The organism is Xenorhabdus sp. TS4, assembly GCF_014467265.1.
Classification (GTDB): domain Bacteria; phylum Pseudomonadota; class Gammaproteobacteria; order Enterobacterales; family Enterobacteriaceae; genus Xenorhabdus; species Xenorhabdus ehlersii.
In genome coordinates this window covers 19,240-34,746 of record NZ_NKHQ01000082.1, presented here as the reverse complement: position 1 = coordinate 34,746, position 15,507 = coordinate 19,240, and the positions used below count along the sequence as shown (strand labels likewise).

Genomic DNA, 15,507 nt, shown 5'->3' with positions numbered 1-15,507 from the left:
TAACTTGAAATCAATCAGACAAAATATTTATTTTGTAATAACGACTGGTTGCTCATCGGCATTAAGTTCGACAATTGTACCGATTTGCCATGCATTTTCGCCTGATGTGGTTAAATACGAAATCGCCTGCTCTACCTGAGATTGAGGAAGTGCGATTATCATACCGACTCCGCAGTTAAATGTGCGGTACATTTCATGTTCGCTGACATTACCAGCTTGCTGTAACCAGGTAAAAATTGCCGGCCATTGCCAACTGTCAGCTTTGATTCTGGCTTGCATGTTTTCTGGCAGAACACGAGGAATATTTTCCCAGAAGCCGCCACCAGTCAGATGTGCAATCGCATGAACATCAACTTTTTCAATCAGTTCAAGAATGGATTTGACGTAAATTTGGGTTGGGGTAAGTAAGTGATCGGCGAGTGGTTTCCCTTCAAGCTCGGTAGTTTCTGGATCAACCTGACTTACCTCAAGGATTTTACGGATCAAAGAATAACCATTGGAATGCGGTCCACTGGATGCAAGTGCAATCAGGGCATCACCAGTCTGAACCTGACTGCCGTCAATAATTTCCGATTTTTCAACAACACCAACGCAAAAACCCGCGACATCATAATCTTCACCGTGATACATGCCGGGCATTTCTGCGGTTTCACCACCGACTAATGCACAGCCTGCTTGTTTGCAGCCTTCTGCTATTCCTGTGATGACACTGGCGGCTGTATCAACATCCAGTTTGCCAGTAGCATAGTAATCAAGGAAGAAAAGAGGCTCGGCGCCTTGCACAACCAGATCATTGACACACATGGCAACCAAATCAATTCCGATAGTGTCATGGCGCTTTAAGTCCATGGCCAGACGCAGCTTAGTACCAACGCCATCTGTACCGGAAACCAACACCGGTTCGCGATATTTCTGTGGTAAGGCACATAATGCACCGAAACCACCTAATCCTCCCATCACTTCGGGGCGACGGGTCTGTTTTACGACACCTTTGATACGATTGACTAAGGCATTACCGGCATCAATATCGACACCAGCATCTTTATAGCTAAGAGAGGTTTTGTTGGTCACTGCGTAGCTCCCAGGCGGTTGCATTTTTATGAATAAAACAGAACGGTGACAATTCTAACAGTCTAAGCAAACGTTTGCGATAGCTTTATATCGGTTTCCTGCTAGATCGGGATCGAAGAAAATAACTCTTTAGTAATAAAAATTAACAGATTGGTAGTGGTTTGATACGGAAAAGGAGTTATAATCCCGCGATTTTTTTATCTGCCGGCTATGAGGAGAAACCCATGAAGATCGTTGAGGTTAAACACCCGCTAGTTAAACATAAACTTGGCCTGATGCGAGATCATGATATAAGCACTAAACGCTTCCGTGAACTGGCTTCAGAGGTGGGGAGTCTTCTGACATATGAAGCAACTGCTGATTTGGAAGTCGAGAAAGTGACCATTGACGGATGGTGTGGTCCGGTAGAGATAGATCAGATTAAAGGGAAAAAGATTACGGTAGTACCTATTCTGCGTGCGGGCTTGGGCATGATGGATGGTGTACTGGAAAATATTCCTAGTGCACGAATCAGTGTTGTTGGTGTGTATCGTGATGAAGAAACACTTGAGCCAGTGCCTTATTTTCAGAAATTAGTCTCCGATATTAATGAACGCATGGCATTGGTTGTCGATCCAATGTTGGCAACCGGTGGCTCCATGATCGCTACCATTGATTTGTTGAAAAAAGCGGGATGTCCTGCCATTAAGGTATTGGTTTTGGTTGCTGCGCCGGAAGGGGTCGCTGCACTGGAGAAAGCTCACCCTGATGTTGAATTGTATACCGCGTCGATTGATAAATGTCTAAATGAGCATGGATACATCGTCCCTGGTTTAGGGGATGCAGGTGATAAAATATTTGGCACTAAATAACATTGATAGCCGGCTGGAAAGTCGGCTTTTTTTTGGTTTCTAGCAAGGTGATATAAGAGGATATCAATAATGACTCGTCGAACTATTGGAGTAGAAGAAAGACCTCCTTTGGCACAGACTATTCCTTTAAGTTTGCAACATCTATTTGCCATGTTTGGCGCAACCGTTTTGGTTCCCATTTTATTTAAAGTGAATCCGGCGACAATTTTGTTATTCAATGGCATTGGAACATTACTGTATTTGGTGATTTGTAAAGGAAGAATTCCGGCTTATTTAGGTTCCAGCTTTGCTTTTATTTCGCCTGTATTGTTGTTACTGCCTTTGGGATATGAATTGGCATTAGGTGGATTTATTGTCTGCGGTTTGTTGTTTTGTCTGGTTGCCCTGCTTGTAAAAGTTGCAGGAAGGGGATGGATTAATGTGATGTTTCCTCCGGCAGCGATGGGAGCGATTGTTGCGGTGATCGGCCTGGAGTTGGCTGGTGTTGCTGCTGATATGGCGGGGTTGCGTCCAGCGGTAGGTACTGAAATTAATATGACCAACCTGACCATATCTATGGTTACGCTGGGCGTGACTATCTTGGGATCAGTGATATTCCGTGGTTTTATGGCGATTATTCCGATTCTGATTGGTGTTTTGGTAGGGTATGTGCTGTCATTTTTTATGGGAGTTGTAGATTTAACGCCAGTACGTGAAGCGCCGTGGTTTGCATTGCCGACGTTCTATACACCGTGTTTTGAATGGTTTGCCATTATGACAATTTTACCTGCGGCGCTGGTGGTTATTGCAGAACACGTTGGGCACTTAGTGGTAACGGCAAATATTGTGCAGAAAGACTTATTGAAAAATCCAGGTTTGCACCGCTCAATGTTTGCCAATGGTTTTTCAACGATGATTTCGGGTTTCTTTGGTTCAACACCTAACACGACTTATGGTGAAAATATTGGTGTTATGGCGCTTACCCGTGTATACAGCACATGGGTGATTGGTGGCGCTGCGGTGATGGCAATATTGCTTTCCTGCGTTGGTAAATTGGCGGCAGCGATCCAAATGATCCCAATCCCTGTGATGGGAGGTGTTTCCCTGTTACTGTATGGTGTGATTGGTGCATCAGGCATTCGAGTTCTGATTGATTCGAAAGTTGATTACAGTAAGGCACAGAACCTGATCCTGACCTCCATTATTTTGATTATTGGTGTTAGCGGAGCGAAAATTCAGATCGGTTCGGCAGAATTGAAGGGTATGGCGCTTGCAACTGTTGTGGGGATTGGTTTAAGCCTGTTTTTTAAACTGATAAGCTTCATCCGTCCAGAAGAGCCATATATTAACTCCTCTGTGGAATCAATCAGAAATGATAAGAAGAGCGAAGTGGTGGAATAAAAGACATTAATGAAATTTATTGGAAAGGGTTTTTTAAAAGCCCTTTCTGTTTTTAAAAATTATTTTCTCTATCATTTTACTTTGTCATTTATAACGATAAGTTTTTCCTTTACCAATAATATCTGCCGTCAATCGCTATTGAAAATAACTTAAGAGAGATAAGTTAAAATCTTCGGCAATACAATATATTTTTACTCTTGGTTTTTACTTTTTACTATTGTCAATATTGACTATTGATAGTATGAGATTATCAAATATAAGAATTTTTATTCTAGGGTGGGTTATTTCTAGCTTGCGCAAGAAATACGAGTGGTTTTGTTACTGGTCGTAATCTATCCATTTTATGGGGAAATATGCTTTGATGATAATCTCCTACTTTAAACAAAGCATTCGTTTCATTTATAGAGACTTTTTGTGGTAGACTTAGCGCTGTTCGTTATCCATTCTGTTTGAGGTGCTTCTGAATACACCGTCGCAGCTTTCACTACCATTATATTTGCCCGATGATGAAACTTTTGCCAGTTTCTTTGCAGGTGAGAATACTTCCTTATTAGCTGCAATAAAATTGGCTATAAGTCAGTCACACGGCAGTTATATCTATTTCTGGTCCCGCGATGGCGGGGGTAAGAGCCATTTGCTTCACGCAGCCTGTGCCGAATTATCCCAACAGGGAGAAGCTGTAGGGTATGTACCACTGGATAAGCGCGCCTATTTTGTCCCTGAAGTCCTTGATGGTATGGAACATTTATCATTAGTGTGCATCGATAATATTGAGTGTATTGCGGGTGATCAGGAATGGGAGATGGCTATTTTCAATCTTTACAACCGCATTGTAGAAATTGGCCGAACTTGTCTTTTAATCACAGGTGATCGTCCTCCACGGCAAATTAACCTGACGTTACCGGATTTGGCATCTCGTTTGGATTGGGGGCAAATTTACAAATTACAACCTCTGTCAGATGATGAGAAAATCCAGGCATTGCAACTACGGGCAAAATTACGGGGTTTCGAACTGCCTGAGGATGTGGGGCGTTTTGTGTTAAAGCGGCTCGATAGGGAAATGCAAACGTTGTTCAGGACCTTGGATGAGCTTGATCGGGCTTCCATTGTGGCACAACGCAAACTCACGATCCCATTTGTAAAGGATATCCTTGAGCTTTGAGTGAATAAAGCAGTAAGGAAATGAGATCAGAATAAAAAAGTGATAGAGAATATATTCCTGTCACTTTTTTATTGAAAACGTTCTTAGTGAAAAATAGTTACAGCAGAATTTCTTTAACCTGTTCAGGGGGACGTCCCAAACGAGCCTTATCACCGACAACAACAATCGGGCGCTCTATCAATTTGGGATTTTCAGCCATCGCCTGGAGCAATGCGTCTTGGGATAACGTGGTATCGTCCAGGTTTAATGCTTTGTAGAGCTCTTCTTTAGTACGCATTAATTGGCGGGCATCTTTGAAACCGAGCTGTTGTAACAGTACGGCAAGCTGTTCTGCTGTAGGTGGTGTATCAAGATAGTGAATGATTTCCGGTGTAATACCGAATTCTTCAATCAGCTTGAGGGTTTCACGGCTCTTTGAACAGCGAGGATTGTGGTAAAAAATCACTTTTCGTGTATCAAGATTTTGCATGTAAAAAATCCTTTATTTTTTATATTGGTCATAACTTTGTTGCAGTTGGCGCAATTGATCAATACGGGCATCATATCGCTCTTGTTCATAACTGCCTAATTTGGCCAACGCACTGGCTTTGCTAAGTTGTTCTATAGCGGAGCCAAAATTACCTTGCAATGCCATGATTTCCGCATAGGCGGCTAATTCATCATTGTGTTTTCCCTGTGCTCCGGCAGTTTTTCTTAACAGTATCCAGCCAGTAAGATCGTCAGGATGATTGAAAGTATAACGAAACAGAAGTTGTGATGCCTGAGAATACTTTTTATCCATAAGATAGGTATTTGCGAGGTTAATTTGCAATACCGGATTGTTTTTCAGTTTCTTGAGTGCATCCTGCAAGCGAATGATGGCGTTGGTATACTGTTTTTGCCCGATATCAATATCCGTCATGGTATCAATAAACCAAATATTATCCGGTTGTTTATCAAGCAATGGAGAGAGTATTGCCCTGGCCTCGGCATACTTTTTATCTTCAGAAAGCAAAATAGCCCGTCCATAGGCAGCAGCCAGCTGTTCTTTGGCGGTTCCCTGGCTGTATTTCTTTAGCCATTGATCAATGTAGGGACGTTGATCAGTTGAATACATGGTTAGAATACGGACACGGGCGAACAGAAAATCTTGGGATTCTGAAACGGCTTTAGTTGAATATTGATTGGCCCGATTACGGGCGTCAGCCAGACGGCTGGCAGGTAATGGGTGAGTATATAGCATTTCAGGTAGTTTGGAGCTATAGCGAGATTGATCTACCAGTACTTGCATAAAATCAGGCATACCGTGTGGATCAAATCCCGCTCGACTGAGCGTTTGTATTCCAATACGATCAGCTTCTTGCTCATTCGATTGGGTAAAACTGATCATGCCTTGTTGGACGCCCGCCAGTGTGCCACTGAGTGCAGCCATGCCGGCTTGTGGATTAGCTATCATAAGCAAAATAGCGCCCAATGTGCCGGTCCATGCCAGAGGGCTGGTACGTTTTTGTTCTTCTATCCATCGTGCTAAATGCCGCTGAGTAACATGGGAAATCTCATGCGCCATGACAGAGGCCAGTTCACTTTCATTGTTACTATAGCGAAATAAGCCCGAATGAAGAACAACATTACCACCAAAAAATGCGAGGGCATTAATATTAGGGTTATCTACCAGATAGAAATGGAAAGGTGTTTTGACTGAATCGGCGTGAGTGACTAATTTTTGGCCTAACTGATTAATATATTGAGTTAGCAGAGGATCATAAATCAGAGGAGCCTGGGCTCTTATCGAGCGTATATATAAATCACCCATAGCCATTTCCTGGTTGATGCTGAGGGTTGCTCCCGCTGTGGTGCCGATATCAGGTAGTGAATCTTCAGCCGGTGCGGAGAATACAGGAGGGTTCCCCAATAACAACAGGCTGATAAAAATAGTCATCAAAGATTTTCTGGGTGTTTTTCTCATAAAGCGATTCTCATAAAATAGTGTGCTCCGTTTTAGCTATCAATTTCATGAATACTTTTATGACAAAGAGTACCTTAAAACTATTAATCATAATAAATTTTAGTGAAAAATACTCATTAAGTATTGTCGAAAAGGAGTTGTATTTATGTTGGATATGATTATGCAATGGTATCGTCGCCGTTTCGCTGATCCACAAGTTGTTGCATTATCAGTTATTTTATTGGTTGGTTTTGGGATCATCTACTTTTTTAATGGAATTCTGGCACCTGTCCTTGCAGCTATTGTGTTGGCTTATTTGTTGGAGTGGCCTACGACACAATTAGGTAAGCTGGGATGTAGCCGTACACTCTCTGTTGCCGTTGTATTAACGGTATTTATGGGAATCAGTGCGTTGATAATCTTGATTGTAGCCCCAACCGTCTGGCAGCAAGGTTTAAATTTATTCTCCGATCTTCCCAATATGATTAATCGGTTTAATGAGTATGCGCTTACTTTTCCCTCCCGTTATCCTGCGCTGGTTGATGTTGGCATTATCGATATGGTTGCTGATAATCTGCGTAGCAAACTCTCTTTGGCGGGGGAGTCCGTTTTCAAATTTTCAGTTGCATCACTGATTGGATTATTGACTCTGGCGATTTATCTGATCCTTGTTCCCTTGATGGTGTTCTTTCTATTGAAAGACAAGGACCAAATAGGGGCGGCATTGCGGTGTGTATTGCCACGTAATCGTAGTTTGGCGGGGAAAGTGTGGCGTGAAATGAACCAACAGATTACCAATTATATCCGCGGTAAAGTGACCGAAATGGTTATACTGACTATCTGCACGTATGCTGTATTTGCCTTCTTTGGATTGCATTATTCGCTATTGCTTGCGGTTTTGGTCGGTTTGTCTGTGTTCGCTCCTTATATCGGCACCGTACTTGTTACCATTCCAGTTATTGTTGTGGCGCTGTTTCAATGGGGGATTGGGGCTGATTTCTGGGGGCTGTTTGTCGCATATCTGGTGGTACAGGGGTTAGATGGTAACCTGCTTGTGCCAATCTTATTTTCGGAAGCAGTCAATCTTCATCCGCTCGTTATCATCCTTTCTGTCATTATTTTTGGTGGATTATGGGGGTTCTGGGGTGTTTTCTTTGCTATTCCACTCGCTACATTAATCAAAGCAGTTATTCATGCCTGGCCGGAAGAAAAAGAATGATAACGGCCAATATTGTAAATGTTTGTAGTGAAGGATGTTTAGGTTCGCTTTGAATAACAATGCAATGGAATAAATACCAAGCGAGTAAACTAAGTTGCCGCTTTATTGATTAAGCGGCAACTCAAAACTTATTGTGTCTATGCTGACATTAATGTTGGTTTAGGTAATCCAGCACAACTTGGTGATGATCGCTGGTTTTGAATTTATTAAAAACGTGTTCAATTTCACCTTGTGGATTAATTAAGAAACTGATGCGATGAATGCCATCATAGGTTTTCCCCATGAACTGCTTTTCTCCCCACACACCAAATTGTTCAGCAACTTGGTGGTCAATATCAGAAAGCAGTGTGAAATTCAGCATCTCTTTTTCTACAAAGCGGAATAACTTTTCTGGTGCATCTGTGCTAATACCCAGTACTTCAACATTGGCACTTTTCAGTTCATCTATCGAATCACGTAAGCCACACGCTTGAACTGTGCAGCCTGGTGTCATTGCTTTGGGATAAAAATAGACTAAGACACGTTGACCTTTGAAGTCAGATAAATTAATGGGCTCGCCATCTTGGTCAGGAAGGCTGAATTGAGGGGCCTTATCACCGGCTTTCAATGGACTCATCACTTATTCTCCGTTTAATCGTTTTGATTTAATTGATCTTGTACGATAATACTGCCTTGTGCATTTAATTCTGTACATAGATGATGAAAATTTTCTTTAAATATCGTGCCATTATCATCAACTGGGTTGTGACCAGTGATTTGGATTTGCAGACGAGCAGGGTGATTTCCTTCGGCTGGGTGAGTTTTTGATACCAGTTCCGCGATATTAAGATCTTGGGCTGTGAATAAACTGGTAAAACGTTCAACAATTCCCGGTGAATCAACTACGTCTACCTTAACGGTGATGGTAGAAGGAAATTTTTTCTGGACACCGCATCGGGTACGTTTCATCACTATGAGTAATTCAAGTTCTGCGCCCTTTTGTGGCAAAGTGGATTCGATCAAAGTAATGGCGTTCCAGCTACCAGATAGCAACATGATAAAAGTAAATTCTTCGCCAAACATAGCTAAACGGCTGTCTTCAATATTACAGCCACATGTGCTGACAAGGCGGGTAATGGTATTGACAATGCCGGGACGATCGGTACCTAGGGCAGTGATCACTAAAAAATGCGGTTCTGATGTTGGCAAAGCGATTTTCCTTTAATTTTAGTTGGTGTTTGCTGTGTATGTTGTGTTTTAACATAAGAAATGATCAGGAGAAGGTCAATCGCCTTTGTTAAGGAAGCAAAATTATAATTTATGTTTAATCGGCTACACTTGATATTAACAAAATTCATTGAAATCGCGTGGTTAAAGAGTTTTCTTCTGTATAGCAAGAAAGTACCATGAACCTCTCATTTGCAGTTTTAGGTTTAACTAAGGGGAAATGGCAATGGTAAGCACTCATTCTGGTTTTACAGGCAGTATAGTTGCATTGATAACTCCGATGGACTCAGCGGGTCAGATTGATAAGGCCAGTTTGAAAAAATTGGTTAATTATCATATCGCCAGTGGCACATCTGCGATTGTGTCTGTTGGAACAACAGGCGAGTGTGCAACACTTAACCATGACGAACACGTTGATGTTGTACTGACAACACTGGATATGGCTGATGGGCGTATTCCGGTGATTGCAGGAACAGGAGCAAACGCTACAGCAGAAGCCATCTCTCTGACCAACCGTTTCGAAAACACGGGGGTTTTGGGTTGCCTGTCAGTCACACCTTATTATAATAGACCATCACAGGAAGGTTTATATTTGCACTATAAGGCAATAGCTGAGAATACTGACTTACCACAAATTCTGTATAATGTGCCATCTCGTACCGGATGTGATTTATTGCCACCGACTGTCGCTCGTTTGGCGAAGCTGAAAAATATTGTTGCACTTAAGGAAGCGACAGGGAACTTAAGTCGTATTAGTCAGATCCAAGCATTGGTTAGTGATGAAGATTTCATTCTTCTAAGTGGTGATGATGCAAGTTTTGTCGATTTCATGCAGCTTGGTGGTAAAGGGGTTATTTCTGTCACTGCAAATATTGCGGCAGCGGAAATGGCACAGGTGTGTGAATTGGCTGAGCAAGGTGAATTTTTGCAAGCTCGTGAACTGAACCGCCGACTGATGGAATTGCATCATCAATTATTTGTTGAACCTAGCCCGACGCCAGTTAAGTGGGCTTGCCGTCAATTGGGATTGATTGCCGATGATACATTGCGTTTGCCAATGGTTCCGCTAACGCAGGAAGGGCAAATTCCAGTTGGTAGTGCCTTGAAAATAGCTGGATTACTGTAAAACTTTAGGGAATTTTAATGGCAACATTATTGCAAAAATCGAAGGTCATGAAGATTGCTGGTCTGTCATTGGTGGTTTTTTTAGCTGCCTGCTCCAGTGATCAGCGCTATAAACGCCAAGTAGGCGGGGATCAATCCTATCTTGACACGCCGCCAATGAAACTATTGAACGTCCCCGCGGGAATGACATTACCGCTGCAAAATGGTGAGTATAATATTCCGACAACAACGGCAACGGGGGCTGTGGGTGAAGATTTGGACATACGTCCTCCGTTGCAAGCTCTTGCATTGTTGACGGGTTCCCGCGTTGAAAATAGTGCTAACAGCAGTAAGTTGTTGCTTGAAAATACTCCGGAATACAGCAATTTATGGTCTCAGGTAAACAATCTGTTGGCGGAAAAAGGGTATAAAATCAGCCATAAAGATGATGCAGCACAGACCCTGGCGACAGATTGGGTTACATGGCAACGGGCAGATGAAAATGTTCCTTATCAGGGGCGTTACCGTATTTCAGTTACTAAACAGGATTACCAAATAGCGCTATCTGTTGCGAATGAAGGTTTGAAACAGGGAGAAAAGGAAATTACCGATCCGGTACAAATCCAGCGTTATAATGTCGTGATGCTTAATAAATTGGCGGGTGACTTAAGCCAGCAACAAGAAGCTGCGAGCCTGAGCAGTGCTAAAAATTCAGGTCCATTATCTGTACAAAGTGGTAGTGATAATACTGGATTGCCGCAGATCATCGTGCGTGCACCCTATAACGTGGTCTGGAACAGATTGCCGTACGTGTTGGATAGCATAGGCATGGAAGTCACGGATCGTACACGCTCTACAGGCGCAATAGCGGTGACTTATAAAGGACGCAGTTCCTCTGATTGGAAAGCAATAGGGGTAGACGCGCCTTCTATCAGCGAAGGAAATTACAAGTTACAGGTGGGTGATTTGGATAACCGAAGCAGCCTGCAATTTATCAGCGACAAAGGCAAGCCGTTGACTCAATCTGAAAATGATCAAATGGTGGCTGCGCTGGAAGCCGTATTTAGCCAATCCAAAGATAAGTAATATATAAAAGGGGCTCAGGCCCCTTTTATATTTTTGGTGCGTTTTTTGTTTAATCCTTTACGTTTAAAGATGTCATATTTCTGGAGTGTAAAATGCAGAAGAAAGCTGAGTTGTATCGTGGAAAAGCAAAAACAGTGTATACCACTGATAATCCTGATTTACTGGTACTGGAATTCCGTAATGATACATCAGCATTGGATGGTGAACGCATCGAACAGTTCGATCGCAAAGGAATGGTGAATAATAAATTCAATCATTTCATTATGAAAAAACTGGAAGAAGCGGGTATTCCTACGCAAATGGAACAACTGTTGTCAGATAATGAATGCTTGGTGAAAAAACTAGATATGGTGCCTGTTGAATGTGTTATTCGTAACCGTGCCGCAGGTTCCCTGGTTAAGCGTTTGGGAGTGGAAGAGGGGATGGTGCTGAATCCGCCATTGTTTGACCTGTTTCTGAAAGATGATGCCAAACACGATCCTATGGTTAATGAATCTTATTGTGAGACATTCGGCTGGGTGAGCAAAGAGCACTTATCTGAAATGAAACGCCTGAGCTATAAGGCCAATGAAGTATTGAGCAAACTGTTTGACGATGCGGGTTTAATTCTGGTGGATTTTAAGTTGGAATTTGGTTTGTTCAAGGGCAAGGTCATATTGGGAGATGAATTCTCACCGGATGGTAGCCGCTTATGGGATAAACTGACGATGGATAAAATGGATAAGGATCGTTTTCGCCAAAGTCTCGGTGGCTTGATTGAAGCGTATGAAGAAGTTGCGCGCCGTATTGGTGTTATTTTGGACTAATGACGCAAACGATTACTTAAAAAATATAATGTAAAATAGGCAGGATGCTCCGATAACCAAAAGGGCATCCTGTCCCTGTTTTGCACGTTAAATAAACTTTAAAGTAGGGATTTAGTTATTTGTTTCCAGCCCTTTTGGTGCATACAGTCGTAATAAAATTCACTTCTAGAACCCTCATTGACATCTGTCACATAGCTTTCGAGCATGGGAACATTTTGACTATAGTAACCGCTTTTTCCACATTGCTCTTTATTGATACAAGGTTGCTGCACCATTTGCAGTGTTGATCTTTGGGCTACTTCATTTTTGATAGGAAATTGTTGTAATGCTGACAATCTGCATTCAACTTTTGCTTCGCTGAAAGGAACCGGATTACTGGTTGCAGGTACCCATTGAGTGGTGCAACCCGCTAAGGAGATACAGATTATTATGGAGGATGTTAATTTTTTCATATTCATATCGCTTATACGAACACATATTAGCTGCAAGGCATTTCTTACAACCTTTCTGCATTCACCTTGATAAAAAGTGTTGGTGTTTAAAGAGTACACTATCAAGAAACAAGATTGCGTCTTGATTTGTATGAGTAATTATTTATCAATGTTATTGTTTAAAGCAAGAATGTTAACAAACTACCTGTTGTCGCGCTATTACCCAATTTTGGGATGGCTCTTTATGAATATTTTTGATTAAGTGTAAAAATTTTAAGTTATCATCTTTTCCATACCAGAATTTATGCTGCCTGGTTTAAAAATAATCAAACATTGTTCTATTGGAGTTTACAGGAAATAAAAACTCATGAGCCATATTGATCCTACTTTACTTATTTTGCTCGTGCTTGCAGGGCTTGGTATTATCAGCCATAACATGACAGTGACACTTGCCATGTTATTTCTATTGGTAGTTCGTATCACACCACTGAATCAGTTTTTCCCTTGGGTGGAAAAGTACGGCTTGACGATAGGTATCCTGATTCTGACTGTAGGAGTCATGGCACCTATCGCAAGCGGGAAAATCTCCGCTCAGGAAATTTTTAGCTCGTTCTTAAATTGGAAATCACTGTTGGCTATTGCTGTTGGTGTCCTTGTGTCATGGTTGGGAAGCCGTGGTGTAACTTTAATGTCTGGCCAGCCTTCTACGGTGGCTGGGTTATTGGTCGGCACTGTGTTGGGAGTAGCTCTATTTAAAGGCGTTCCGGTAGGCCCTCTGATTGCCGCTGGTATTTTATCGCTCATGATTGGTAAATCGTGATCATGCGGGTAGCCATTTTAACCATCAGATACTTCACATGTTATACATGTTTATTTTATGGATAATTCGCACTATGTATAGCGTATGGGCAATGTTGCAGGCACAGATGCAACAACAAGGACAGCGCCGTTTAGTTGTTTTGAGTGGTGATCCGCAATGGAGTGAATTGATTGTCAATCAACTGACAAAACAGTTTCACGGGGATTGGTTAACGGTTTCAGCCCATGTATCTGGTGCTATTGATCCAACAAAAGCCGTCAGCTTGCTTGGGCGTGAATTCTTGCATGGTGTTTTTGATGCTACTCAAGGGCTTAATGCTGAAGCATTGGCGATACTGGCTGGTACACTGAAAGCGGGAAGCTGGTTGGTGATGCGTGTACCAGTCTGGTCACAATGGCCAGAACAGCCTGATGAAGATAGTTTGCGTTGGAATGAATCGGCAGGCATTATTTCGACGCCTAATTTTATTCGCCATATTCAGCAGCAACTCCTTGCATTCCCTGAAGTATTATTATGGCGTCAGGAAATACCGTTTCAGATATCTCAGATACCACCATTGCCTGCAACCAGAGCATGGCAGATGCCAGATGGTAACCCAACGGTAAGCCAGCAATCCATTCTTGAAGAATTGCTACAGGCCACGCGAGGCGTTTGGGTGATCACCGCACCACGGGGGCGAGGAAAATCGGCTTTGGCAGGAATGTTGGTACGATATTGGCAAGGAAAATGCTGGTTATGTGCCCCTGCAAAAATAACCACAGAAGTTATTCGGCGTTACTCTAGTATCCCAGATTCTGCTGAACAAAAGTCTTTGGAACAAGAAACACCTTTTTGGTCAGTAGACCATTTGTTGAAATATTGCCGAGCGAAAAAAGGTAAACAGGAAAATAAAGGCGATGCTGATTGGTTATTGATCGACGAAGCAGCCGCGATCCCAACGCCACAATTAGCAGAATTGATCCGCTATTTTCCACGAGTATTGTTGACCTCAACAGTCCAGGGTTATGAGGGAACGGGACGCGGTTTTTTGTTGAAACTCTGTGCTGAATTGCCTGATTGCCATATTCGTGAATTGAAAACCCCAATGCGCTGGGCTGAAAATGATCCATTGGAAGCATGGCTGGATAGTGCTTTGTTGTTCGATGATAAACCGTTCATTGATGACACACGATTAAACGCGGAAGCATTGCATTTTCATCCGATCTATCAACCTGAGTGGTTACAACACTCCACATTATTGCGCCAATTTTATGGCTTATTAACCAGTGCGCATTACCGTACGTCTCCCCTTGATCTGCGGCGATTAATGGATGGTAACGGGATGACATTTTTGTCTGCTATTTCTGGGATGCCAGAGCATAAGCAACAATTGATTGGCGCTTTGTGGATGGTGAATGAAGGCGATTTGTCACAGACATTAGCACATGAGATTTGGGCAGGACGTCGGCGGCCAAGAGGTAATTTGATGGCTCAATCTCTGGCGGCACATGGCGGTTTTCCGCAAGCTGCCACTTTGCGATCACAGCGAATTAGCCGTATTGCTGTGCAAGCTCAATATCGCCGTCGGGGTATCGCCCAACATTTGATCATTCAGCAATGTCAGGAAGCCAGTAAACAAAAATTGGATTTCATCTCTGTCAGTTTTGGTTATACCGCTGAACTGTGGGCTCTTTGGCAAAAATGTGGTTTTCGTTTGGTGAGAATGGGGACTCACCAAGAAGCAAGTAGTGGTTGTTATACCGCGATGGCTGTTTTGCCTTTGAGTGAGCAAGGGGAACGATTTGCCCAATCCGCACAACAGCGATTATCCAGAGATGCCAGAGGATTAGAATCGTCACTCGGTTTTGCCTTGCCAGTTGAGCATGATTGTGACGAACAGCTCAATGACAGTGATTGGCAGGAGTTGGCTGGGTTTGCATTTGCTCATCGTCCTCTGTCAGCGTCTTATTTTGCATTACAGAGATTATTGTTGAAGAGCAATCTGGCCTTGCCTGCGTTGAGAAAGCATCTTCAACAGCGGCTAAGTATCGAACAATGTGTTAGTGACTTATCGCTGAGTGGTCGTAAAGCCCTATTAACACACTGGCGTGAAGAGACTGCCGATGCATTGGCAAGCATCGATAAAATACTTGCCAAGCACTGGAGAGATTGGGTTATTTCTTGCGATCCCGCTGCGGCCAATCATCTTCATCATCCCATTGATCATTAAGATCTCGGTGCGGGGGCAATTCGGGTTTGTTATCTAAGAAAGATTTCTTATCGACGCGGCTTAGTGCTTTTACTGCATTAACGATAATGCCGACGAGCACTAACAGAACAATCCACCAATAATCTATCAACCAATGCATGGTATTTTCCTCAGAATGTTTAGAGCCTCTTCCATGAGGCTCAGGAGCCTAATGAATTATTTCTATCTGTTAATTATTTTCATGACCAGCTATTTTGCT

The 15,507-nt window shown here is 42.6% G+C and carries 16 protein-coding genes; 9 read left to right on the top strand and 7 right to left on the bottom strand.

Features of this window, described 5'->3' with window-relative positions; all coding sequences use genetic code 11:
* Positions 1-27: 27 nt before the first annotated feature.
* Positions 28-1,071: a phosphoribosylformylglycinamidine cyclo-ligase gene (gene purM, locus Xets_RS18110; RefSeq protein ID WP_099131360.1), complete on the bottom strand. Its 1,044-nt coding sequence runs from the start codon at positions 1,069-1,071 to the stop codon at positions 28-30.
* Positions 1,072-1,295: 224 nt separating this feature from the next.
* Between purM and upp the strand changes: the two genes are divergently transcribed.
* The 3 genes from upp (at position 1,296) to hda (ending at position 4,464) form a co-directional block, all read left to right on the top strand.
* The gene (gene upp / locus Xets_RS18105; protein WP_099131359.1) at positions 1,296-1,922 is read left to right on the top strand and encodes a uracil phosphoribosyltransferase; all 627 of its coding nucleotides are present in this window, start codon (positions 1,296-1,298) and stop codon (positions 1,920-1,922) included.
* Between the two features lie 69 nt (positions 1,923-1,991).
* A complete protein-coding gene (gene uraA, locus Xets_RS18100; RefSeq protein WP_099131358.1) occupies positions 1,992-3,302 on the top strand; it encodes a uracil permease in 1,311 nt (436 codons plus the stop codon).
* Positions 3,303-3,756: 454 nt separating this feature from the next.
* On the top strand, positions 3,757-4,464 hold the full coding sequence (gene hda, locus Xets_RS18095; protein WP_074019532.1) for a DnaA inactivator Hda: 708 nt from the start codon (positions 3,757-3,759) through the stop codon (positions 4,462-4,464).
* A gap of 97 nt (positions 4,465-4,561) precedes the next feature.
* Here hda and arsC read toward each other — a convergent pair whose 3' ends face one another.
* Positions 4,562-4,933 carry an arsenate reductase (glutaredoxin) gene (arsC, locus tag Xets_RS18090; RefSeq protein ID WP_099131356.1) on the bottom strand — a complete coding sequence of 124 codons (372 nt, stop codon included), beginning with the start codon at positions 4,931-4,933 and terminating at the stop codon, positions 4,562-4,564.
* A 12-nt stretch (positions 4,934-4,945) separates the two neighbouring features.
* Complete coding sequence (locus tag Xets_RS18085) at positions 4,946-6,409, bottom strand: M48 family metallopeptidase (RefSeq protein WP_187652268.1); 1,464 nt, start codon at positions 6,407-6,409, stop codon at positions 4,946-4,948.
* A gap of 145 nt (positions 6,410-6,554) precedes the next feature.
* On the opposite strand from Xets_RS18085, the gene Xets_RS18080 reads away from it, so the two are divergent.
* On the top strand, positions 6,555-7,607 hold the full coding sequence (locus Xets_RS18080) for an AI-2E family transporter (RefSeq protein ID WP_099131354.1): 1,053 nt from the start codon (positions 6,555-6,557) through the stop codon (positions 7,605-7,607).
* Between the two features lie 148 nt (positions 7,608-7,755).
* Here Xets_RS18080 and bcp read toward each other — a convergent pair whose 3' ends face one another.
* A complete protein-coding gene (bcp, locus tag Xets_RS18075) occupies positions 7,756-8,223 on the bottom strand; it encodes a thioredoxin-dependent thiol peroxidase (RefSeq protein ID WP_099131353.1) in 468 nt (155 codons plus the stop codon).
* Positions 8,224-8,237: 14 nt separating this feature from the next.
* Entirely contained in the window at positions 8,238-8,795 is a 558-nt protein-coding gene (locus Xets_RS18070) for a glycine cleavage system transcriptional repressor (protein ID WP_099131352.1), read from the bottom strand.
* Between the two features lie 244 nt (positions 8,796-9,039).
* On the opposite strand from Xets_RS18070, the gene dapA reads away from it, so the two are divergent.
* The 3 genes from dapA to purC all read left to right on the top strand — a co-directional run bounded on the left by dapA (position 9,040) and on the right by purC (position 11,809).
* Positions 9,040-9,939, top strand: a complete 900-nt coding sequence (gene dapA, locus Xets_RS18065; RefSeq protein ID WP_099131351.1) for a 4-hydroxy-tetrahydrodipicolinate synthase — start codon at positions 9,040-9,042, stop codon at positions 9,937-9,939.
* 17 nt (positions 9,940-9,956) lie between these two features.
* Positions 9,957-11,003 carry an outer membrane protein assembly factor BamC gene (gene bamC, locus Xets_RS18060; RefSeq protein WP_187652267.1) on the top strand — a complete coding sequence of 349 codons (1,047 nt, stop codon included), beginning with the start codon at positions 9,957-9,959 and terminating at the stop codon, positions 11,001-11,003.
* A gap of 92 nt (positions 11,004-11,095) precedes the next feature.
* Positions 11,096-11,809 (top strand): phosphoribosylaminoimidazolesuccinocarboxamide synthase, encoded by a 714-nt coding sequence (purC, locus tag Xets_RS18055; protein ID WP_187652266.1) that lies wholly within the window; start codon positions 11,096-11,098, stop codon positions 11,807-11,809.
* A 98-nt stretch (positions 11,810-11,907) separates the two neighbouring features.
* Here the strand turns inward: purC and Xets_RS18050 are convergent, their stop codons facing one another.
* Positions 11,908-12,261, bottom strand: coding sequence for a hypothetical protein (locus tag Xets_RS18050; protein WP_187652265.1), 354 nt, complete (start codon positions 12,259-12,261; stop codon positions 11,908-11,910).
* A gap of 346 nt (positions 12,262-12,607) precedes the next feature.
* On the opposite strand from Xets_RS18050, the gene Xets_RS18045 reads away from it, so the two are divergent.
* Positions 12,608-13,060: a DUF441 domain-containing protein gene (locus Xets_RS18045; protein ID WP_099118539.1), complete on the top strand. Its 453-nt coding sequence runs from the start codon at positions 12,608-12,610 to the stop codon at positions 13,058-13,060.
* Positions 13,061-13,133: 73 nt separating this feature from the next.
* Positions 13,134-15,269 carry a tRNA(Met) cytidine acetyltransferase TmcA gene (locus tag Xets_RS18040; protein WP_187652264.1) on the top strand — a complete coding sequence of 712 codons (2,136 nt, stop codon included), beginning with the start codon at positions 13,134-13,136 and terminating at the stop codon, positions 15,267-15,269.
* Here Xets_RS18040 and Xets_RS18035 read toward each other — a convergent pair.
* Positions 15,214-15,408 carry a YpfN family protein gene (locus Xets_RS18035; RefSeq protein ID WP_072059750.1) on the bottom strand — a complete coding sequence of 65 codons (195 nt, stop codon included), beginning with the start codon at positions 15,406-15,408 and terminating at the stop codon, positions 15,214-15,216. The two genes, Xets_RS18040 and Xets_RS18035, sit on opposite strands and share 56 nt — an antisense overlap.
* Positions 15,409-15,507 lie beyond the last annotated feature (99 nt).